The organism is Actinomadura sp. NPDC023710, assembly GCF_040639875.1.
Lineage (GTDB): Bacteria > Actinomycetota > Actinomycetes > Streptosporangiales > Streptosporangiaceae > Spirillospora > Spirillospora citrea.
In genome coordinates, this window is sequence record NZ_JBFAGB010000011.1 from 141,317 (window position 1) to 162,934 (window position 21,618).

The following is a 21,618-nucleotide window of genomic DNA, read 5'->3' on the forward strand; positions in this document are numbered from 1 at the left end:
TCTCAGGAACCGAATACGGGGTCGGCGGGGAGCCGGCGCAGCTCGCCCGGGACCGGGGTGGCATAGGTGTAGTCGAACAGCGTGGACACGTCGGGCGCGGGGCTGTCGTCGGCGAACGCGGCGGCGGCATCGATCTCCGCCGTCACCTCGGCGTCCAGCCGGTCGCGGTCGTCGGCGGACAGGATCCCGGCGTCCTCCAGGTCCAGCGCCATCCGGGCGAGGGGGTCGGCGGCCTTCAGGGCCTCCTTCTCCTCCTTGGACCGGTAGCGGGCGGGGTCGACGACCGAGTGGCCCTTCAGCCGGGGGCTGACGGTCTCCAGCAGGTACGGCCTGCTCTCGGCGCGGGCGCGCTCGACGGCGGTGCGCGCGGCGTCGCGCACCGCGAGCACGTCGGTGCCGTCCACCCGCAGGCTCTCCGTCCGGTACGCGGCGCCGCGCCGGTACAGCTCCGGCTCGGCCGCGGAGTTCTCCACGGTGGTGCCCATGCCGAGACCGTTGTTGATCACGACGAAGACGACCGGGAGGTTCCAGAGGGCGGCGATGTTCAGCGACTCGTGGAACGCTCCGATCGCGGTCGTCCCGTCGCCCATCTGGCACATGACGACCTCGTCGCCGCCCTTGTAGGAGACGGCGAGCGCCGCGCCGGCCGCGAGGGGCACCTGCCCGCCGACGATCCCGTACCCGCCGAGCAGCCGGGCCTCGGCGTCGAACAGGTGCATCGACCCGCCCCAGCCCTTGGACACGCCCGTGGACCGCCCGTACAGCTCGGCCATGACGCGCTCCGCGCCGATGCCCTTGGCGAGGGCGTAGCCGTGCTCGCGGTAGTTGGTGAACAGGTAGTCGGTGGGGCGCAGCGCGGCCATCAGCCCGACGACCGTGGCCTCCTCGCCGAGGTTCAGGTGGCAGTAGCCGCCGATCTTGGCCTCGGTGTAGGCGCGGGCGGCCCGCTCCTCGAACCGCCTGATCAGCAGCATCTGCCGGTAGTAGCCGACGAGAGTGCCGGCGTCGGCCGCCGGGGACGCCGCCTCCGGCGCCGCCGCGTCGGTCTTCGGCCCGGGAGCCTTGGCGCCGCGCGCCCGCCGGCTCCGCGCCGGTGCGGCCTGAACGGTCTCAGCCATCGGCGACCTTCCTCTGTCCGGGGGCAGCGCCGTAGGATCGCCACGACACTCCCGATCATCGTTGATCTATGATCGATCATATTGTATCTCGCACGAACCGCTCACCCGTCAAGAGGCACTTACCGGCCGTGGCGCTACGATCCAGTTTCGTGAAGACCTCCGACCAGCTGCTCCGCACCGGGCTCGCCGACCAGATCCGCGAGTTCATCGTGGAGGGCATCAGCTCCGGGCGATGGGAGCCGGGGGAGCGCATCGTCGAGCGCCGCATCGCGACCGAGCTGGGCGTGAGCCAGGGGCCCGTCCGGGAGGCGCTGCGCCAGCTGGAGGCGCAGCGGCTGATCGAGACGCTGCCGAACCGGGGCGCCCGGGTCCGCGACTTCACCGAGCAGGACCTGGCCGAGATCTTCCCCGTCCGCGCCGGGCTGGAGCGGACGGCCGTGGAGCTGGCGCTGCCCCGGCTCGCCGACTGCCTGGACGCGCTGGAGGCGCACAACCGCCGGCTCGGCGAGGCCGCCCGGGAAGGCGACCTGCACGAGCAGATGCGGCTGAGCATCGCCTTCCACCGCGAGATCGTCGAGACGGCCGGCAACCGGCTGCTCGTCTCGGTGTGGGAGGGGCTCGGCATCGAGCTGTGGACGACGCTGTCCCTGCGCCTGCACCACACGGAGATCTACTCCAAGTCGGCCGAGCACGCCGAGCTGATCGAGGCGTTCCGCCGCGCCGACCCGGCCGCACCGCAGCTGCTGCACGACCACGTCATGAACTACGCCCCGTGACCCCGCCTCCTCAGGGGGCCTCCGCGCGATACGCGTTCGTGAGCTGCTTCTCGGCGTCGTCGAGGTAGGAGCGCAGCTCCCGCTCCGCCCCGGCGAGGTCGCCGCCCGCCATCAGGTCGTGGATCCGCCGGTTGCGGGCCAGGTAGGGCTCGTGGAACTCGCGCGGCGAGCCCATCTCGTGGAAGACCAGGCGCATCTCGGCCAGCAGGTGCTGGATCATCTCGTCCACCCGAGGGCTGCCCACCAGCGCGGCGATGGCCTGGTGGAAGCGTATGTCGGCGGTGCCGACGTCCGGCCAGCGCCCGGCGGCGGCGGCGCGCTCGCCGTCCAGGACCGCGGCCTCCACCCGGCCGAACGACCCCGCGGGGGCCTCCCGCGCGCACCGCACGCCCTCGCACTCCAGGATCCGCCGGACCCGGTAGAGGTCGGCGAGGCCGTCGGCGGTGACCCGGCGCACGAACACGCCCCGGTTGAACTCGTGGACGAGCAGCCGCTCCTGCGCGAGCAGCCGGAACGCCTCGCGCACGGTGTTGCGCGAGACCTTCAGGGCCTCGCCCAGCTCCTCCTCGCGGACGCGCTCGCCGGGGGCGAGCCGCCCGTCGGTGATCTGCTCGCGCAGCAGGTCGGCGATCCGCGCGGCGGTGCTGGTGCGGTCGAGGTCGTGCCGGGCGGCCGCGATGCCGGCCAGCCACGAGCCCTGCGCCGGCACGGGCATGAGCCACCTTCCGGGGGTAGGCGCGGGAGGACGCGCGAAGGTTCGGGGAGGCCAGCCTATCCCCGGGGACGGGAGAATGCATCAACAGGTCTCTTGATGGATTGTTGAACAATCCCTACGCTTGCGGAAAGTCGAACCCCCTGGAAGGGCCCCGCCATGACGGACCCAGCGACCCTCGACACCACCAAGGAACCGGCCGCCCGCTCGCGTCGCGCCGCGCTCACCGGCGCCATGTTCCTGATGGCGACCAGCGCCATCGGACCCGGCTTCATCACCCAGACCACCGTCTTCACCGCCGAGCTCGGCGCCGCGTTCGCGTTCGCGATCCTCGTGTCCGTGCTGGTGGACGTCGCGATCCAGTTGAACGTGTGGCGCGTCGTCGGCGTCTCGGGGATGCGCGCCCAGGAGCTCGGCAACCGCGTCCTGCCCGGCGCCGGGTACGGCCTCGCCGCGCTGGACGTGTTCGGCGGGCTGGTGTTCAACATCGGCAACGTCGCCGGTACCGCGCTCGGGCTGAACGCGCTGCTCGGCCTGGACGTCAAGATCGGCGGCGCGCTCTCCGCGCTGGCCGCCATCGCGATCTTCCTGGTCCGGCGGGCCGGCGTCGCCATGGACCGGATCGTCGTCGTGCTCGGCGCGGTGATGATCCTGCTGACCCTGTACGTGGCGTTCGTGTCCGAGCCGCCCATCGGGGACGCGCTCCGGCAGAGCGTGGCGCCGGAGACCGTCGACTTCCTGGTCATCACCACGCTCATCGGCGGGACGGTCGGCGGCTACATCACCTACGCGGGCGCGCACCGCATGATCGAGTCCGGGGTGACCGGACCGGACAACGTCAAGGAGATCAACCGCAGCGCCGTCACCGGCGTCCTCGTCACCGGCCTCATGCGCGTGCTGCTGTTCCTCGCCGTCCTCGGCGTCGTCGCCGGCGGGGTGACCCTCGCCAAGGAGAACGCCCCCGCCTCGGCCTTCGAGAACGCGGCGGGCGAGGCCGGCCTGCGCGTCTTCGGCCTGATCATGTGGTCGGCCGCGATCACCTCGGTCATCGGCGCGTCCTACACCTCGGTGTCCTTCCTCGTGTCGTTCTCCTCCTTCGTCGAGCGGCACCGCAACCGGCTGGTCGTCGCGTTCATCCTCGTCTCCGCCGCCATCTACCTCGTGATCGGCACCGCCCCGGCGAAGCTGCTCGTCCTCGCGGGCGCGCTGAACGGGCTGATCCTGCCGTTCGGGCTCGCCGTGCTGCTGTGGGCGGCCGCCCGCCGCCGGGACCTGCTCGGCGGCCACCGCTACCCGGTCTGGCTCCTCGCCATCGGCGTGGCGGCCTGGCTGCTGTCGCTCTACCTGGGCTGGAACAGCCTGTCCGGGCTCGACGACCTCTGGAAGTGAGGGCGGGGTGCGGATCCTCCCGAGCGGCGACGCGGCGCTGCTGGTCGAACTGCCGGGCCTGCCGGAGATGCTCGGCCTGTACGCGGCGCTCGCCGCGTCCCCGCCGCCCGGCGTCGCCGACCTCGTCCCGGCGGCCCGCACCCTGACCCTGCTGCTGGACCCGTCCGCCGACCCGGCCGCGGTCGCCGCGGCGGTGCGCGCCACCCGGCCGGGCACGGCGGACGGAGGCGCCGGCGAGGCCGAGATCCCCGTCGTCTACGACGGCGACGACCTCGCCGAGGTCGCCCGCCTCACCGGGCTCGCCCCGGACGAGGTCGTCGCCGCGCACACCGGGACCCCGTGGCGGGTCGCGTTCACCGGGTTCGCGCCCGGGTTCGGATACCTGGAGGGCGGTGACCCGCGTTTGGACGTCCCGCGCCGCGCGACGCCCCGCGTCCGCGTCCCCGCGGGCGCGGTCGGTCTCGCCGGGCGCTTCAGCGGCGTCTACCCGGTCGAGTCCCCCGGCGGCTGGCGCCTCATCGGACGCACGGAGGCCGTCCTGTGGGACCTCGAACGCGACCCGCCCGCCCTGCTCCGCCCGGGGACCCGGGTCCGCTTCGTCCGGAGGGAACTGTGAGGCGCCGTCTGGACGTTCTCCGCACAGGACCCCTGGCGACAGTCCAGGACCTGGGCCGCTCGGGTCACGCGGCGCTCGGCGTGGGGGTGTCGGGCGCCGCGGACCCGGGCTCGTTCCGACTCGCCAACCGGCTGCTCGGCAACCCCGAGGAGGAGGCCGCGGTCGAGGTCACCTTCGGCGGCCTGCACGTGCGCTGCCGCGGCGGCGTGTTCGCCGCGGTGACCGGTGCGCCCGCCCCGCTGCTCGTGGAGGGCCGCCCCGAGGCCCCCTACTCCGTTCTCCACGTCCCGGACGGCGCCGAACTGCGGATGGGCGCCCCGCCCTCCGGACTGCGCAGCTACCTGGCCGTGCGCGGCGGCGTCGCCGTCCCGCCCGTCCTCGGGTCCCGCTCCACCGACACCCTCTCCGGCCTCGGCCCGGCCCCGCTCGAACCCGGCGACCTGCTCCCCGTCGGTGCGCCGCCCGCCGCCGCGCCGCTCCTGGACGCCGCGCCCGTCCGCCCGCCGGGCGGCGGCGACATCGAGCTGCGCGCGATGCCCGGCCCCCGCCACGACTGGTTCGCCCCCGGCGCGCTGGACGCCCTCTTCTCCGCCGCCTACACGGTGACCAGCGAGATCGACCGCGTCGGCATGCGCCTGGACGGGCCGGGACTGGAGCACGCCGGGCGCGGCGAGCTGCCCAGCGAGGGGACGGTCACCGGGGCCTTGCAGGTCCCGCCGTCCGGGCGGCCGGTGCTGTTCCTCGCCGACCACCCGCTCACCGGCGGCTACCCCGTGATCGCGGTGGTCGCCTCCGCCGACATCGGACGCGCCGCCCAGGCCCGTCCCGGGCAGCGGCTCCGGTTCCGGCCGCACCCCGCACCGAACCTCCGGGAGGACAGACCATGACCGCACCCCTCGACCCGGGCGCGCTCTCGCCGGACCAGGCGAGGTCCCTGTTCCGGGCCGGCCTGCGCGTTCCCACGTCCGGCTGGTGCTCCGGCTGGACGCAGGCGAACCTCATCGCCGTCCCGCGCGAGTCCGCCTTCGACCTGCTGCTGTTCGCGCAGCGCAACCCCGGGCCGTGCCCCGTCCTGGACGTGACCGAGCCCGGCGAGACCGCCGCCCCGCTGTTCGCCGGGGACCTGCGCACCGACCTGCCCGGCTACGTCGTCTACGAGCACGGGGAGCCGGTCGCCGAGGTGGGCGACGTGACCGCCTACTGGCGCGAGGACCTCGTCTCGTTCCTCATCGGGTGCAGCTTCACCTTCGAGGACGCGCTCCGCGAGGCCGGCGTCCCCGTCCGGCACATCGAGCAGGGCTGCAACGTCCCGATGTACCGGACGAACCGGATGTGCCGCCGCGCGGGCGAGTTCGGCGGCCCGCTCGTCGTCTCGATGCGCCCGATCCCGGCGGCGCAGGTGGCCGACGCCGTGCGCGTGACGGCCCGGTACCCCTCCGTCCACGGCGCGCCCGTGCACGTCGGCGACCCCGTCGAGCTCGGCATCGACGACCTGTCCGCCCCGGACTTCGGCGACCCGGTCGAGATCCGGGTCGACGAGATCCCGGTGTTCTGGGCCTGCGGCGTGACCCCGCAGGCGGCGGTGATGGCCTCCCGCCCCAAGCTCGCCATCGGGCACGCCCCCGGACACATGGCGATCACCGACGCCCGCGACAGCCGGTACCTCGTTCCCTGAGTCCGGCATAGAGTTCGTCCATGCCCGAGATCATCGCCCCGGGCGAACGCCTCGGGGGGCGCTACCGCATCGAGCGGCCTCTCGGCGCCGGCGGCATGGCGACCGTCTGGCGCGCGGTCGACACCGTGCTCGACCGCGCCGTCGCGGTCAAGGTCCCCAAGGACGGCGGGCCCGAGGAGTTCGCACGGCGCCTGCGCCAGGAGGCTCAGGCCGCCGCGGCCCTCACCCACCCCGGCATCACCGGCGTCTACGACTACGGCGAGCACCGGATCGGCTCGCAGGGGTCCGCGCGGCGCGAGTCCCGCCGGATCCCGTACGTGGTCATGGAGTTGCTGGACGGCGAGAGCCTGGCCGTGCGCCTGTCGCGCGGGCCGCTGCCCTGGCGCGAGGCGGCCGGAATCTGCGCCCAGGTCGCCGACGCCCTGTCCGCGGCCCACGACGCCGGCATCGTGCACCGCGACATCAAGCCCGGGAACGTCTACCTCACCCCGGTCGAGGTGAAGGTCCTCGACTTCGGCATCGCGTTCACCGGCACGACGGGCGGACCGGTGATGGGCACGCCCGCCTACATGGCGCCCGAACTGGTGAGCGGGACGTCCCCGACGCCGGCGGCCGACGTCTACTCCCTGGGCGTCGTCCTGCACGAGTGCCTGACCGGTGCCCCGCCCACGCCCTCGTCGGCCTTCCGGAAGGACACGCCGGACGAGGTCGCCGCCCTCTGCCGCGACTGCCTGTCCCCGGACCCGGGCGCGCGCCCCACGGCCGCCGGAGCGGCCCGCCTCCTGGCCGGCGCCGCGGGCGTCCAGCTCCACGTCCCCGGCGCCGCCGCGCCCGCCGGCCTTCCGCCTCCGGACCGGCCCCGGAACCCGACCCGCGTCCTGGACGACCCCGGGCCTCACCGGCGAGGGGCCGGGCGGCGCCCGCTGCTGATCGCCGGGGTCGCGGCCGGGGCCCTGGTCGCGCTGGCCGCGCTGCTGGCCGCCCTCGCGCCCGACTCCTCCGATCAGGCCGGCGCGAAACCGCCGGCGCCGTCCCCGCCGGCCGGCAGGACGACGGCCGCGACGGCCGCGTGCTCGGTGTCGTACCGCGTCGACGGGACGTGGCCGCGGGGCTTCCAGGCGACCGTCCGGATCACCAACCTCGGAAACGGCGCGATCGACGGCTGGACGCTGGGCTTCGCGTTCCCCGACGGGCAGGCGATCACCCAGCTGTGGAACGGCGGCCGATCGCAGGACGGGGCGTCCGTCACGGTGACGGCGGCGGAGTGGAACCGGTCGATCCCGCCGCACGGGACGGCCGAGTTCGGGTTCCTCGGGAGTCAGGACGGCGCCAACGGCGCGCCCTCGCGGTTCACGCTGAACGGCACGGAGTGCAGCCGCTGAGCCTGCTCATGGGAGCGCTCCCAGGTGATCGTCGCAGGTCAGCGGGCCCGTGGCCTAATTGAGGTGGGTCGTCCTATTGTGTCGCGCCTGATCGAGGGCTTAGCATCCCGGCAATCGAAGCGCTTCGACAGGCGCTCGGTCCCACCCCGGAGGAAGACCCATGATCAAGGCAGGCAGGAGCGCGGCGGTGCTCGCCGCCCTTGCCGCGGCGGCGCTGTCGCTCACGGCGTGCGGCGGCGACGACGGCGGTTCCGGCGGCAAGGAGCTGAAGCTCTGGCACTACGAGGCCCCCGACAGCGCCATGGGCAAGGCGTGGGACGAGGCGATCAAGGAGTTCGAGGCCACCCACCCCGGCGTCAAGGTGACGTTCGAGGAGAAGGGCTTCGAGCAGATCCAGAAGACCGCGCCCATGGTGCTGAACTCCAAGGACGCCCCCGACGTCATGGAGTACAACAAGGGCAACGCGACCGCCGGCATGCTCTCCAGGCAGGGCCTGCTCACCGATCTCACCCCCGAGGTCACCAAGCGGGGCTGGGACAAGCTGATCAGCCCGAACGTCCAGGTCACCGCCAAGTACGACGCCAAGGGCACGATGGGCGGCGACACATGGTACGGCGTCCCTGACTATGCGGAGTACCTGCAGGTCTACTACAACAAGGACCTGTTCGAGAAGAACGACGTCAAGATCCCGACGACGTTCGCCGAGCTGACCGCCGCGATGGACGCGTTCGTCGCCAAGGGCGTCACGCCGCTGACCAACGCGGGCGCCGAGTACATGGCGCACCAGTTCGTCTACCAGCTCGCCCTGGACAAGGCCGACCGCGCCTGGGTGGACGCCTTCCAGCGCTACACCGGCAAGACGAACTTCAACGACGCCGCATGGACCTACGGGGCGACCACCTTCGCCGACTGGGTGAAGAAGGGCTACATCGCCAAGAAGTCCGTCAGCCTCAAGGCGGAGGACGCCGGCGTCGCGTTCATGAGCGGCAAGTTCCCCATGATGTTCTCCGGGAGCTGGTGGTTCGGCCGGGTCGCCGCGGAGGCGAAGTTCGACTGGGAGACGGCCGTCTGGCCCGGCGCCAAGATGACGCTCGGCTCGGGCGGGAACCTCTGGGTCGTCCCCAAGGGGTCGGAGAACAAGCAGCTCGCCTACGACTTCATCGACATCACGATGAAGAAGCAGGCGCAGACCACGCTCGGCAACGCGGGCGGCGTGCCGGTCGCGGCGGACCCGTCCGCGATCACCGATGCCAAGGCCAAGAAGCTCATCGCCGACTTCGACGGGCTGACCCGGTCCGACGGGCTCGCCTACTACCCCGACTGGCCGGTCGCCGGCTTCTACGACGCCTGGGTGGCGCAGACGCAGAAGCTCATGAACGGCACCGCGCCGGGTGAGGTCCTCGGCGGCATCCAGAAGACCTACGACGGCGGCCTGCCGAAGTGACGACGCCAGGCCGCGGCGGGTCGCGGGAGCAGTGGGGCTACCTGCCCTACCTGCTCCCCGGCCTGCTCCTGTTCACCGCCGTCATCGGGGTGCCGTTCCTGATGAACATCGGGACGAGCTTCACCGAGTGGACGGGCGTCGGCGCCCCCGAGTGGATCGGGCTCGGCAACTACCGCGAGCTCGTCCGGGACGGGGAGTTCTGGGCCTCGTTCCGGCACAACGTCCTGATCATCTTCGGGATGGCGATCGTCCCGACGATGATCGGGCTGGTGCTGGCCGCGGCCCTGACCGACCTGGTCGACCGGCACTTCGGCCCGCGCACCGCGAGCGTCCTGCGCGCCTGCGTCTACCTGCCGCAGGTGCTGCCGGTCGTCATCGCGGGCGTGGTGTGGAGCTGGCTGCTGGCCCCGGAGAACGGCGCTGTCAACGCGCTCCTGGACGCCGTGGGCCTCGGCTCCCTCGCGCACGACTGGCTCGGCGACCCGGCCACCGCCCTGTGGAGCGTCGTCGGCGTCATGGTCTGGATGCAGATCGGCTTCCCGTTGGTGATCTTCATGTCGGGGCTGCAGCGGGTCGACCCGTCGCTGTACGAGGCGGCGGAGATCGACGGCGCCTCGTGGGGCCGACGGTTCCGGCACGTCACCGTCCCGCAGATCCGGCCGGAGATCTTCGTCGTGCTGCTGTGGACGACGATCGCCGCGCTGAAGGCCTTCCCGCAGATCTTCGTGCTCACCAAGGGCGGCCCGGGCGGGGCGACGAACGTGCCGTCCTACTACTCCTGGGTCAACTTCTTCGAGAAGTCCGACGTCGGCTACGGCTCGGCGATCGCGACCGTGCTGACGCTGGTCATCCTCGCGCTGACCGTCGTCTTCCTGCGCCTGCAGGGACGCGACCTGGAGGAGGGGCGATGACCGCGACGCTGACGAGGAAGGCGGGCGCGCCGCCGCGCGACCGCCGGGGCGCGGCCCGCCGCGCCCGCCGCCGCGGCCCGTCCGCCTACGCGGTGCTGGTGGCGCTGGTCGCGCTCGCCGGCGTGATGCTGCTCCCGTTCGTCGTGGTGGTCTTCAACGCGCTGAAGACGCCGCAGGAGTACTCCTCGAACGGCCCGCTGTCGCCGCCGGACGGGTTCCACCTGGACGGCGTCCGGCAGTTCTGGGAGCGCGTCGACTTCGGGCACGTCCTGCTGAACAGCGCGGTCGTCAGCGGCTCCGTCGCCGTCCTCGCCGTGCTGCTGTCGGTGCTCAACGCCTACGCGCTCGGCATCGGCCGGATCAAGGGGCGGATGTGGGTGCTCGCCCTGCTCCTCCTGGCGAACACGCTGCCGCAGGAGGCGCTCGTCTACCCGCTGTACTACATGGCGAAGCAGGTCGGCCTGTACGACACCAGGATCAGCGTGATCATCGTGTTCACGGTCATCCAGAGCGCGTTCGGCACCTACCTGTTGTCGTCGGTGATGGCGGCGTTCCCGCGCCCGCTGCTGGAGGCGGCGCGGATCGACGGCGCCGGCCGGTGGCAGGTGCTGTGGCGGGTCGTCGTCCCGGTCGTCCGGCCGACGCTGTCGGTCCTGCTCGTGTTCTTCTTCGTGTGGACCTGGAACGAGTTCCTGATCCCCATGGTCTTCCTCATCTCCAACGAGAACCAGACGGTCTCGGTCGCCCTCGGCGTCCTGCAGGGCCAGCGCCTCATGGACGCCACCATGTCCAGCGCCGCGTCGCTCCTCGGCCTCCTGCCGACCGTCGCGTTCTTCCTCATCTTCCAGCGCACCCTTGCGCGCGGACTCACGGCGGGGGCAATCAAGTAATGAAGTTCAGTGACGGCTACTGGATGCTGCGCGAGGGTGTGCGGGCGTCGCATCCGGTGGAGGTCCTCGACGTGGACGCCGGGCCGGGCGCGTTCACGGTGCACGCGCCGGTGCAGCGGATCCGGCACCGGGGCGACCTGCTCAAGGGTCCGGTGGTGACGGTGACGTGCGAGTCGCCGATGCCGGACGTCATCGGCGTCACCCTCACCCATTTCGCGGGGGAGCGGCGGCGCGGTCCCGATTTCGAGCTGGCCGCCGACCCGACGGGGGAGGTGTCCGTGGACGAGGAGGCGGCGACGCTGACGTCGGGCGCCCTGTCGGTCCGGGTCGGGCGCGAGGGGGAGTGGGGCGTGGACTTCCTCGCGGGCGGGCGCCGTCTGACCGGGAGCGCGCCCAAGGCGCAGGCCGTCATCGACACCGACGACGGCCGCCACTACGTGCGGGAACAGCTCGACCTCGGCGTCGACCACTTCGTCTACGGGCTCGGTGAACGGTTCGGGCCGCTGGTGAAGAACGGCCAGGCCGTGGACGTGTGGAACGCCGACGGCGGAACGGCGAGCGAGCAGGCGTACAAGAACGTGCCGTTCTACCTGACCAACGCGGGCTACGGCGTTTTCGTCGACCATCCCGGGCGGGTCTCGTTCGAGGTGGCGTCGGAGGCCGTCGCCCGGACGCAGTTCAGCGTCGAGGGCCAGTCGATGCGGTACTTCGTCATCTACGGGCCGTCGCCGAAGGAGATCCTCCGCAAGTACACGGCGCTCACCGGACGGCCCGCGCGGCTGCCCGACTGGTCGTTCGGGCTGTGGCTGTCCACCTCGTTCACGACGTCCTATGACGAGGAGACCGTCACCTCGTTCATCGAGGGGATGGCGTCGCGCGACCTGCCGCTCAGCGTCTTCCATTTCGACTGCTTCTGGATGCGCGAGTTCCAGTGGTGCGATTTCGAGTGGGACCCGCGGGTGTTCCCCGACCCGGAGGGGATGCTGCGCCGGCTGCGGGACCGCGGCCTGCGGGTCTGCGTCTGGATCAACCCCTACATCGGGCAGCGCTCGCCGCTGTTCGAGGAGGGGCGTTCGCGCGGCTACCTGCTGAACCGGCCGGACGGGGACGTGTGGCAGTGGGACAAGTGGCAGCCCGGCCTGGCCGTCGTCGACTTCACCAATCCCGAGGCGCGGGAATGGTATGCGGCGAAGCTGGAAGCGCTGCTCGACATGGGCGTGGACTGCTTCAAGACCGACTTCGGCGAACGCATCCCCACCGACGTCGTCCACCACGACGGTTCGGACCCGGAACGGGCGCACAACTACTACACCTTCCTCTACAACCAGACCGTCTTCGACCTGCTCCGCAAGAAGCGCGGTGAGGGCGAGGCGGTGGTCTTCGCCCGGTCCGCCACGACCGGCGGGCAGCGCTTTCCCGTGCACTGGGGCGGCGACGCCGAATCGAGCTTCGAGGCGATGGGGGAGAGCCTTCGCGGCGGCCTCTCCCTGGGCATGTCAGGGTTCGGCTACTGGAGCCACGACATCGGCGGTTTCGAGGGCACGCCCGATCCGGCGCTGTTCAAGCGGTGGATCGCGTTCGGGTTGCTGTCCTCGCACAGCCGCCTGCACGGCAGCCATTCCTACCGGGTGCCGTGGCTGTTCGACGAAGAGTCGGTGGACGTCCTGCGGCACTTCACCCGCCTGAAGATGCGCCTGATGCCCTACCTGGCCGGCGCGGCCCGCCAGGCGTACGGGGAAGGGCTGCCGATGATGCGCGCGATGGTCGTCGACTTCCCGGACGACCCCGCCTGCACGCATCTGGAACGCCAGTACATGCTGGGCGACGACCTGCTCGTCGCGCCGGTGTTCTCGTCCGGCGGGGAGGTCGCCTACTACGTGCCGGAGGGCGTGTGGACGCACTACCTCACCGGCGAGCGGGTCGAGGGCGGCCGTTGGGTTCGTGAACGGCACGGGTTCGACAGCGTGCCGCTGCTCGTCCGCCCAGGTGCGGTCCTTCCGGAGGGCGCGGTGGACGACCGTCCCGACTACGACCATGCCGACGGCGTCACGTTGCGCGTGTACGAGCCCGCCGACGGCACCACCGTCGTCACCCAGGTCGGTGACAGCACATTCACGACGGTGAGACATGCTGAAAACCTGCGCGTGACGGGCGAGGGAAACTGGAACGTCCTCTTCGTCAACGCGCGCGTGGCCGCGGTCGAGGGCGGAGAGCCGTCAGACCATCCGTACGGTGTCCTCGTCAAGGCGACCAGTGGCGAAGTGGTCGTCACCATGGAAGAGGAGAGCTGATGGGGTTCCCGGAAGGGTTCCTGTGGGGAGCGGCCACCGCCGCCTACCAGATCGAGGGCGCGGCCCAGGAGGACGGTCGCGCACCGTCCATCTGGGACACCTTCAGCCACACCCCCGGCAAGGTCCTGAACGGCGACACCGGCGACGTCGCCACGGACCACTACCACCGCTGGGAGGAGGACGTCGCGACGATGGCCGAGCTCGGTCTCGGCGCCTACCGGTTCTCCATCTCATGGTCGCGGGTCATGCCGGACGGGGCGCCCAGCCCCAAGGGCATGGACTTCTACTCCCGCCTGGTCGACGGGCTGCTCGACCACGGCATCGCCCCGGTCGCGACGCTCTACCACTGGGACCTGCCGCAGGCGCTGGAGGACGCCGGCGGCTGGCCGGACCGCGACACGCCCCGCCGGTTCGCCGACTACGCCGAGCGCGTCGGGCGCGTCCTCGGCGACCGCGTCCACACCTGGACGACGCTGAACGAGCCGTGGTGCTCGGCGTTCCTCGGCCACGCGTCCGGCGTGCACGCCCCCGGCCGCGCCGACCCGGTCGCCGCGCTCACCGCCGCGCACCACCTGAACCTCGCGCACGGCCTGGCGGTCCGCGCGCTGCGCGGCGTGGTGTCGCCGTCCGCAAGGCACTCGGTCACGCTCAACCTGCACCACCTGCGCGGCGACGCGGAGGCGGTCCGGCGGGTGGACGCCGTCGCCAACCGCGTGTTCCTCGACCCGATGGTCGGCAACGGCTACCCCGCCGACCTCCTGGAGGACACGGCGCACCTCACCGACTGGGGCTTCCTGCGCGACGGGGACGCGGACATCATCGCCGCGCCACTGGACGTACTGGGCGTCAACTACTACTCGCCCACCCTCGTCCGGGACTGGGACGGCACCACCCCGCGCGCCCACGCGGACGGCCACCGCAGGGGCGCGGCCAGTCCGTTCGTCGGCTGCGACGCCGTCGAGTTCGCCGGGCAGCCCGGCCCCCGCACCGAGATGGGCTGGCCGATCGACGCCACCGGCATGGAGGAGCTCCTCCTGCGGCTGCACCGCGAGTACCCGGACACGCCGCTCATGGTCACCGAGAACGGCGCCGCGTTCGCCGACGCGGTGGACGGCGACGGCCGCGTCCGGGACGAGCCGCGCATCGCCTACCTGCGCGACCACATTGCCGCCGTCGAGCGGGCGTGCGAGGCGGGGGCCGACGTCCGCGGCTACTTCGCCTGGTCGCTGCTCGACAACTTCGAATGGGCCTACGGCTACTCCAAGCGGTTCGGCCTCGTCCGCGTCGACTACGCCACCGGCGACCGCACCTGGAAGGACAGCGCCCACTGGTACCGCGACGCCATCGCCGGCGGCCCGTCGTGACGCCCGCGCGCGGCGTTACGATCATTCGCACTCTCCACCGCTTCGAGGACGACGGGACGGTCCGTGGTCAAGATCACTGATGTGGCACGGCACGCGGGAGTGTCGCCGAGCACGGTCTCCTACGTGCTGAGCGGGAAGCGCTCGATCTCCGAGGAGACCCGGCGGCGCGTCCGGGCGAGCATCCGCGAGCTCGGCTACCGGCCGCACGCGGGCGCCCGCGCGCTCGCCAGCAGCCGCTCCAACGTGCTGGCGCTGATGATCCCGCTCCGCTCCGGCATCGCCGTGCCCGTGGTCATGCAGTTCGCCGTCTCCGTCGTCACCGCCGCGCGCCGCCACGACCACGACGTCCTGCTGCTCACCCAGGAGGAGGGGGAGGACGGCCTGCGGCGCGTGGCCGACAGCGCCCTGGTCGACGCGCTGATCGTCATGGACGTCCAGATGAGGGATCCGCGGCTGCCGCTGCTGCGCTCCCTGGACCGGCCGAGCGTGCTCATCGGCTTCCCCGCCGACGCGGGCGACCTCACCTGCATCGACCTCGACTTCCACGCCGCCGGCGCGGTCTGCGTCCAGCACCTCGCCGGGCTCGGCCACCGGGAGATCGCGCTGATCGGCTCGCCGCCCGAGGTGTACGCGCGGCAGACCGGCTATGCCCAGCGGGTCGCCGACGGGTTCGCCGCCGCGGTCGCCGCGCACGGCCTGGCCGGGGAGGTCCACCCGTGCGAGGCGACCGCGGACGCGGCCCGCGCTCTCGTCGCCCGGCTGCTCGCCGAGCGTCCCGGCCTCACCGGCGTCCTCGTCCACAACGAGCCGGTCGTCGGCCCCGTGGTGCGGGCTCTGCGCGCCGCCGGCCGGCGCGTCCCCGAGGACGTGTCCGTCGTCGCGCTGTGCCCGGACGAGATGGCCGAGCACGCCGAGCCGCCCCTGACGTCGGTGGCGATCCCCGCCGAGGAGGTCGGCGGGCGCGCCGTGGAACTGCTGATGTCCAAGCTCGACGGCGTGCCCGTGCCCGCCGCGACCCTGCTCCCGCCCACCCTGACCCGGCGCGCCAGCAGCGCGCCCGCGCCCAGCTGAGAGGCCGGTTCCCCCACACCGACGAAGGAGGAGAGGGGCCCTTCCCGCCCCGTTATCGAAGCGCTTCGACACACGATTGCTCGGGGGACGTTCCAGAAGGAGAACCGTTGCACAGAACCCGTCGCGACCCCCGTTCCCCCGGCCGGCGCAGCCGGTCGCTGACCCTCGTCCTCGCCGCCGCTCTGGCGGCCCCCCTCGCGTGGACGGCGCCCGCCGCCGCCCGCGAGGCCCACCCGTTCCGCGACCCGCGGCTGCCCGTCCAGGCCCGGGTGGACGACCTCGTCGGACGCCTCACGCTCGACGAGAAGATCTCGCTGCTGCACCAGTACCAGCCCGCGATCCCGCGGCTCGGCATCGGCCGGTTCAAGACCGGCACCGAAGCGCTGCACGGGGTCGCCTGGTCCACCGACGTCCACAACGGCGGCGCCGTCGTGACCGCGAAGGGGACGGTGTTCCCGCAGTCGGTCGGGCTCGGAGCGACCTGGGACCCGGCCCTGATGAAGAGGATCGGCTCGGCCGTCGGCGACGAGGCCCGCGGTTACAACAGCGAGAACCCCGACGTCTGGGGCCTGCAGTTGTGGGCTCCGGTCGTGAACCTGCTCCGCGACCCGCGCTGGGGGCGCAACGAGGAGGGCTACTCCGAGGACCCGCTGCTCACCGGCCTGCTCGCCACCGCCTACGGCCGCGGCATGCAGGGCGACGACCCCGAGCGGCTCAAGGCGGCGCCGGTCCTCAAGCACTACATGGCCAACAACAACGAGATCCGCCGCGACCAGACGTCCTCCAGCCTGCGGCCCCGGGTGCGCGAGGAGTACGACGAGGTCCCGTTCCGGATGCCGCTCGCCCGCGACGCCGCGACCGGGATCATGACGTCCTACAACCTCGTCAACGGCCGTCCCGCCACGGTCACCCCCGACGCCGGCGGGCTCGTCCGCTCCTGGTCGGACCGGACGCTGTTCAACGTCACCGACGCGGGCGCCCCCAACAACCTCGTCGGCTCCCAGAAGTACCACCCCGACCTCCCCACCGGCGACGCGGCGATCCTCAAGGCGGGCGTGGACAGCTTCACCACCGACGACACGAACTCCTCCATCACCGTGAACGCGGTCAAGGAGGCGCTGTCGCGCGGGCTGCTCGCCGAGCCCGACATCGACCGGGCGGTAGGGCACATCATGAGCGTGCGGGTGCGGCTCGGCGAGTTCGACCCGGGCGGCGGCCCCTTCGGCAAGATCACCAAGGACGCGGTGGACAGCCCCGCACACCGCGCCCTGGCCCGCACGGCCGCGGCGGAGCAGATGGTGCTGCTGAAGAACCGGCGCGGAACGCTGCCGCTCTCGCAGCAGAAGGTCGCGGTCGTGGGACCGCTGTCCGACACCCTCTACACCGACTGGTACTCCGGCTCGCTGCCCTACGAGGTCACGCCGCTGGACGGCATCAGGAAGCGCGCCGGCGCGGTGGCCTCCAGCGAGGGCGTCGACCGCATCGCGCTCAAGGACGTGAAGACCGGCAGGTACATCGCCGGCGGAACGGGCCCCGGCGCGGTTCTGAAGACCGGACCCGCCTCGCCCTCCGACGCCACGACGCAGTTCGACGTGTTCGACTGGGGCCAGGGCATCGTGACCTTGCGCAGCGCCGCCAACGGAAAGACGGTCGGCCGCTTCAACTGGGGCGACACCTTCGCCAATGACCAGGACCAGCCGAACGGCTGGTTCGTCCAGCAGATGTTCGGGCTGGAGAAGCAGGACGGCGGCGACTACCTGCTCCGCTACGCCGGTTACGAGAAGGCCTACGACTGGGCCGACCCGGCGAAGATCTATGTGAAGGCGCAGGACGACGGAACGCTCGCCCTCACCACGAAGGCCGAGGCGTCGCGTTTCACCAAGGACGTCGTCAGCAGCGGCGTGGATTCCGCGGTCAAGGCCGTGACCGGCGCCGGCGCCGCCGTCGTCGTGGTCGGCAGCATGCCGTTCATCAACGGCCGCGAGGACCACGACCGCACCACGATGGCGCTCGCCGAAGGGCAGTCGGAACTCGTCGAGGCCGTCCGCAAGGCGAACCCGAACACGGTCGTCGTGGTGGAGAACAGCTACCCCACCACGCTCGGCCGGGAGCAGGAGAACGTCCCGGCGATCCTGTGGACGAGCCACGCCGGAGCCGAGACGGGCAACGCCCTGGCGTCCCTGCTGTTCGGCGACGAGAGCCCCTCGGGCAAGCTGCCGCAGACCTGGTACCGCTCCGACGCCGACCTGCCCGACATCCTCGACTACGACATCATCAAGTCGGACCGGACGTACCAGTACTTCAAGGGCAAGCCGCTCTACCCGTTCGGGCACGGCCTCTCCTACACCACGTTCCGGTACGGCAAGCCGCGGCTCAGCGCCCGTTCCATCGGACGCGACGGGACGGTCACCGTGTCGGTCCCGGTGACCAACACCGGTGAGAAGGCCGGGGACGAGGTCGTCCAGCTCTACACCCACCAGCAGAAGTCGAGGGTGAAGCAGCCGGCGAAGAGGCTGCGCGCCTTCGCCAAGGTTCACGTGGCCCCCGGGCGGACGGTGACGGCGAACCTCCGGCTGAACGCGTCGGACCTCGCCTTCTGGGACGTCACGCGCAACCGGTGGGCGGTCGAGAATTCGAAGCACGACCTGCTCATCGGCTCCTCGTCCACCGACATCCGGCAGCGCGCGGCCCTCGACGTTCGCGGCGAGACGATCCCCGCCCGCGACCTCGCGAAGCCGACCCGCGCCGCCGACTTCGACGACCAGAACGGCATCCGGCTGGTCGACGAGACGAAGACGTCCGGTGACGCGGTGACCGGTGCGGCCGGCTCCTGGCTGAAGTTCGCCGACGCCGCCCTCGGCTCGTCCACCGGCAGGATCACCGCTCGCGTCGCGGGCACGTCCGCGACCACCGTCGAAGTCCGCCTGGATCGTCCGGACGGCCCCCGCGCCGGAACCCTCACCGTCCCGCCCACCGCCGGCGACTACACCTACAAGGAGATCACCGCGCCACTGGCCGGAACCCACGGCGACCACGACGTCTACCTGGTCTTCAAGGGCGAAACCCGCCTGAGCACCTTCTCCCTGTCCCGCTGACCTTCCGGGCCGAGGGGCGCGACCTCACAGGTTCGCGCCCCTCAGCGCCTGGAGCGCGTCGGAGGTGGGGGACCCGGGGGCCGCGGTGTAGAAGACGGTCCACTGGTCGCGGGCCGGGTCGTGCAGGGCCTCGCACTGGAGGTCGAGCAGGCCCGCGACCGGGTGCCGGATGAGCTTGCGCGTCGAGCGCCGGAGGCGGACGTCGCCGTCGGCCCACAGCGTCCGGAACTCGGGGCTCGCGGCCAGCAGCCGCTCGACGAGGGAGCGGACGCCGGGGTCGCGCGGGTACCGGGCGGTCACCGCGCGCAGGTCGGCCACGGCCTCGCGGGCGAACCGGCGGGCGTCGCCGGGATCGAGGCGGTCACGGGCCTGCGGCCGGGCGAAGAAGCGCCAGACGACGTTGCGCTCGTCCTCGGGAACGGTGGAGAAGTCCCCGAACAGGGCGGCGGCCATGGGGTTCCAGGCGAGGACGTCGTACTTGGCGTCGCAGACGAGCGCGGGAGTGTCGACGAGCCTCTCCAGCAGGTGCAGGAGGCCCGGCCGCACCTCGCGCACCGGCGCCGCCGGCGGCGCGGGCACCTCCCCGGCGAGGTAGTGGAGATGGGACCGCTCGTCGTCGGTCAACCGCAGCGCCCGCCCGAGCGCGGCGAGCGTCTGCCGCGACGGCCGCGGCCCCCGGCCCTGTTCGAGCCGGACGTAGTAGTCCACCGACATCCCCGCGAGGGTCGCGACCTCCTGGCGGCGAAGGCCGGGCGTGCGGCGTCGTCCCCGCTCCAGCCCGACCTCGGACGGCTGCACCCGCGCCCGCCATCGCCGCAGGAAGGCGGCCAGTTCCGCCCGGTCCCCGTGCTGCATGGCTCCAGTGTGACCGCCCGGCCGCGCGGCCACCATGGGACCGCCGGTACCAGCCTCGGCAGTGCTCTCCCGCCCGCGCGGCCGAGCGGGCAGGGTTCCGTCCCATGACAACGAAGCTGATCGTTCTCATCACGGGCGCCAACAAGGGCATCGGCCTGGCGACGGCCCGCGCCATGGCGCGGGCCGGACACACGGTGCTGCTCGGTGCGAGGGACCCGGGCCGCGGGACGGCCGCCGCCGCGAGCCTGGCCGGGCAGGGGCTGGACGTCCGGTTCGTCAGGCTGGACGTGACGGATCCGGCGACGATCGCGGCCGCCGCCGAGCTGGTCGACGCCGACTACGGCCGCCTCGACGTCCTGGTGAACAACGCGGTCACCACCCGGGACGGGTCGCGGCCGCCGGGCGAGATGCCCGTCGACGACCTGCGCGCGGTCTACGAGACCAACGTGTTCGGCGTCGTCGCCGTCACCAACGCCATGTTGCCGCTGTTGCGCAGGTCGCCGTCCGGCTACGTCGGGAACGTCTCCAGCGGGCTCGGGACCTTCGCCTTCCTGAGCGATCCGGACGCGGAATTCGCCCGGTTCGCGACCCTGCTGGGCTACAACTCGTCCAAGGCGGCGCTCAACGCCGTCACGCTCATCTACGCCAACGCCCTCCGGGACTCCGGTATCCGGGTCAACGCGCTGTCGCCCGGCTTCTGCGCCACCGACCTCAACGGTCACACCGGCGTCCTGAGCGCTGATGAGGGCGGAGCCCACATAGCCAGGCAGCTCGCCGAGGACGCGACCGGGGTCTTCCTCAACGAGAACGGCGGCACCTACCCCTGGTGAGGTGACGACGCGTGGGGCGGGAGGTTCTCGGGGCTGCGGAGGTGGTGGGTCAGGTCGCCGGCCAGGTCGAGGGTGATGCGGCGTGCGGTGAAGTGCCAGCGGCCGTCGGTGCGGGTGAAGGTGTCGTCGTAGGTGCCGCAGGCGATGGGCTGGAGGGTGAGCCCTGGGACGGCTTGGAGGACGGTGTAGTAGGCCCTGGACGTCGCCGTGCTCGCCTCCTCGTCCACCTCGACGGCGAGGTTCGTGGTGACGTGCTTGGTGCGGAGGGTGCCGTCGGCGTGGACGATCACGGTCCGCTCGAACATCGCCGCGATCGCCTCGCCGCCGCGCAGGGTGCCGCCGCTGCCGGTGAACGAGGCGTCGGCGAACAGGTCGCGGATGCCCGCGAAGTCCGCGCCGTCGACGCAGGAGGCGTAGCGGTGGACGAGGTTCGCGATGGCCTGGTGGCTCGGCTGGTCGGCGGGCATGGTCCGATCCTGGTCCACGGGCGGGGCGGCGCGACGGGCAGGTCCCGTTGGACGGGACGAAGCGAATAGCACAGTCGGCGGGCAATTCGCCACATATTGGCATTGCACATTCGGGTAGACGTGATTTAAGAATGAACGGGTGGCCGACTTGGGACGAATAATGGCCTTGTTTGGGGCAGTTTGTGGCACCTAATGTCTGGATGCGGCGGGACATTTGCCACCATCGGGTGCCCCGCCGGCCATTGCCGCAGATCGCGGCGGGCGATCCAGGGAGGAAGACATGCACATGTCGCGTGCCCGTTTCCGGTGGGCGGCCGTTCTCGCCGGAATGGCGATGCTCGCCCCGGCGGTGCCGGCCCGGGCGGACGGCCCGGTCGGCGCCTACCTGCTCACGGTGATACCGCAGAACGGTCCCGCCACCACGCGGACCCTGTGGTGCGACCCGGACGGAGGGGCGCACGGTGCCGCGTCCCGGGCCTGTGACCAGCTCGAAGCCGCCGGCGGCGAGGTCGGGCGCGTCCCCGCGCGGCCGGAGCCGTGCACGCTGGAGCACGCGCCCGTCACGGTGATCGCCAACGGCGTCTGGCGCGGAACCGCCCGGCATTTCGCGCGGACGTATCCGAACCGGTGCATCGCCGTGCGCGCCACCGGCGGAATCATTTTCGGCGAGTAACCCACGATCTGCGGGCCGCCGGAAGGGGGAGCGGGGTGCTGTCCGGCGGCCCGCGCACA

19 protein-coding genes are annotated in these 21,618 nt (G+C 72.2%); 15 read left to right on the top strand and 4 right to left on the bottom strand.

The annotated features are described in order from the left end of the window. Positions 1-2: 2 nt before the first annotated feature. On the bottom strand, positions 3-1,118 hold the full coding sequence (pdhA, locus tag AB0H37_RS15170) for a pyruvate dehydrogenase (acetyl-transferring) E1 component subunit alpha (protein WP_179836329.1): 1,116 nt from the start codon (positions 1,116-1,118) through the stop codon (positions 3-5). 149 nt (positions 1,119-1,267) lie between these two features. On the opposite strand from pdhA, the gene AB0H37_RS15175 reads away from it, so the two are divergent. After that, the gene (locus AB0H37_RS15175) at positions 1,268-1,894 is read left to right on the top strand and encodes a GntR family transcriptional regulator (protein ID WP_229810123.1); all 627 of its coding nucleotides are present in this window, start codon (positions 1,268-1,270) and stop codon (positions 1,892-1,894) included. A gap of 10 nt (positions 1,895-1,904) precedes the next feature. On the opposite strand, the gene AB0H37_RS15180 is transcribed toward AB0H37_RS15175, so the two are convergent. Continuing rightward, entirely contained in the window at positions 1,905-2,609 is a 705-nt protein-coding gene (locus AB0H37_RS15180) for a GntR family transcriptional regulator (RefSeq protein WP_329087984.1), read from the bottom strand. A gap of 231 nt (positions 2,610-2,840) precedes the next feature. Here AB0H37_RS15180 and AB0H37_RS15185 point away from each other — a divergent pair, with 231 nt between their 5' ends. From AB0H37_RS15185 to AB0H37_RS15240, 12 genes are all read left to right on the top strand, one after another. Beyond that, entirely contained in the window at positions 2,841-3,995 is a 1,155-nt protein-coding gene (locus tag AB0H37_RS15185; RefSeq protein WP_360613236.1) for an NRAMP family divalent metal transporter, read from the top strand. Between the two features lie 7 nt (positions 3,996-4,002). Further along, positions 4,003-4,611, top strand: a complete 609-nt coding sequence (locus AB0H37_RS15190; protein ID WP_360613127.1) for an allophanate hydrolase subunit 1 — start codon at positions 4,003-4,005, stop codon at positions 4,609-4,611. Further along, positions 4,608-5,498, top strand: coding sequence for a biotin-dependent carboxyltransferase family protein (locus AB0H37_RS15195; protein WP_360613129.1), 891 nt, complete (start codon positions 4,608-4,610; stop codon positions 5,496-5,498). Before AB0H37_RS15190 ends, AB0H37_RS15195 begins: the two co-directional genes overlap by 4 nt. Then, positions 5,495-6,286 (top strand): putative hydro-lyase, encoded by a 792-nt coding sequence (locus AB0H37_RS15200; protein WP_360613131.1) that lies wholly within the window; start codon positions 5,495-5,497, stop codon positions 6,284-6,286. Before AB0H37_RS15195 ends, AB0H37_RS15200 begins: the two co-directional genes overlap by 4 nt. 20 nt (positions 6,287-6,306) lie before the next feature. Continuing rightward, entirely contained in the window at positions 6,307-7,668 is a 1,362-nt protein-coding gene (locus AB0H37_RS15205; RefSeq protein ID WP_360613132.1) for a cellulose binding domain-containing protein, read from the top strand. A 160-nt stretch (positions 7,669-7,828) separates the two neighbouring features. After that, a complete protein-coding gene (locus tag AB0H37_RS15210; RefSeq protein WP_329087994.1) occupies positions 7,829-9,112 on the top strand; it encodes an extracellular solute-binding protein in 1,284 nt (427 codons plus the stop codon). Continuing rightward, positions 9,109-10,023, top strand: a complete 915-nt coding sequence (locus AB0H37_RS15215; RefSeq protein ID WP_360613135.1) for a sugar ABC transporter permease — start codon at positions 9,109-9,111, stop codon at positions 10,021-10,023. Before AB0H37_RS15210 ends, AB0H37_RS15215 begins: the two co-directional genes overlap by 4 nt. Continuing rightward, on the top strand, positions 10,020-10,913 hold the full coding sequence (locus tag AB0H37_RS15220) for a carbohydrate ABC transporter permease (RefSeq protein ID WP_360613137.1): 894 nt from the start codon (positions 10,020-10,022) through the stop codon (positions 10,911-10,913). The genes AB0H37_RS15215 and AB0H37_RS15220 overlap by 4 nt, the downstream gene beginning before the upstream one ends. Beyond that, positions 10,913-13,204 carry an alpha-xylosidase gene (gene yicI / locus AB0H37_RS15225; protein WP_360613138.1) on the top strand — a complete coding sequence of 764 codons (2,292 nt, stop codon included), beginning with the start codon at positions 10,913-10,915 and terminating at the stop codon, positions 13,202-13,204. The genes AB0H37_RS15220 and yicI overlap by 1 nt, the downstream gene beginning before the upstream one ends. Beyond that, on the top strand, positions 13,204-14,568 hold the full coding sequence (locus AB0H37_RS15230) for a GH1 family beta-glucosidase (protein ID WP_360613140.1): 1,365 nt from the start codon (positions 13,204-13,206) through the stop codon (positions 14,566-14,568). Before yicI ends, AB0H37_RS15230 begins: the two co-directional genes overlap by 1 nt. Positions 14,569-14,649: 81 nt before the next feature. Then, on the top strand, positions 14,650-15,639 hold the full coding sequence (locus AB0H37_RS15235; protein WP_329088004.1) for a LacI family DNA-binding transcriptional regulator: 990 nt from the start codon (positions 14,650-14,652) through the stop codon (positions 15,637-15,639). Between the two features lie 107 nt (positions 15,640-15,746). Next, positions 15,747-18,734 carry a glycoside hydrolase family 3 C-terminal domain-containing protein gene (locus AB0H37_RS15240; protein WP_360613143.1) on the top strand — a complete coding sequence of 996 codons (2,988 nt, stop codon included), beginning with the start codon at positions 15,747-15,749 and terminating at the stop codon, positions 18,732-18,734. Between the two features lie 24 nt (positions 18,735-18,758). Here AB0H37_RS15240 and AB0H37_RS15245 read toward each other — a convergent pair whose 3' ends face one another. Next, positions 18,759-19,589 carry a helix-turn-helix transcriptional regulator gene (locus AB0H37_RS15245; protein WP_360613145.1) on the bottom strand — a complete coding sequence of 277 codons (831 nt, stop codon included), beginning with the start codon at positions 19,587-19,589 and terminating at the stop codon, positions 18,759-18,761. A 104-nt stretch (positions 19,590-19,693) separates the two neighbouring features. On the opposite strand from AB0H37_RS15245, the gene AB0H37_RS15250 reads away from it, so the two are divergent. After that, a complete protein-coding gene (locus tag AB0H37_RS15250) occupies positions 19,694-20,419 on the top strand; it encodes an SDR family NAD(P)-dependent oxidoreductase (RefSeq protein WP_329088009.1) in 726 nt (241 codons plus the stop codon). Here AB0H37_RS15250 and AB0H37_RS15255 read toward each other — a convergent pair. Further along, positions 20,407-20,886: a nuclear transport factor 2 family protein gene (locus tag AB0H37_RS15255; protein ID WP_360613147.1), complete on the bottom strand. Its 480-nt coding sequence runs from the start codon at positions 20,884-20,886 to the stop codon at positions 20,407-20,409. The genes AB0H37_RS15250 and AB0H37_RS15255 overlap by 13 nt on opposite strands. Positions 20,887-21,166: 280 nt before the next feature. Between AB0H37_RS15255 and AB0H37_RS15260 the strand changes: the two genes are divergently transcribed. Then, positions 21,167-21,559: an SSI family serine proteinase inhibitor gene (locus tag AB0H37_RS15260; protein ID WP_360613149.1), complete on the top strand. Its 393-nt coding sequence runs from the start codon at positions 21,167-21,169 to the stop codon at positions 21,557-21,559. Positions 21,560-21,618: the final 59 nt, after the last annotated feature.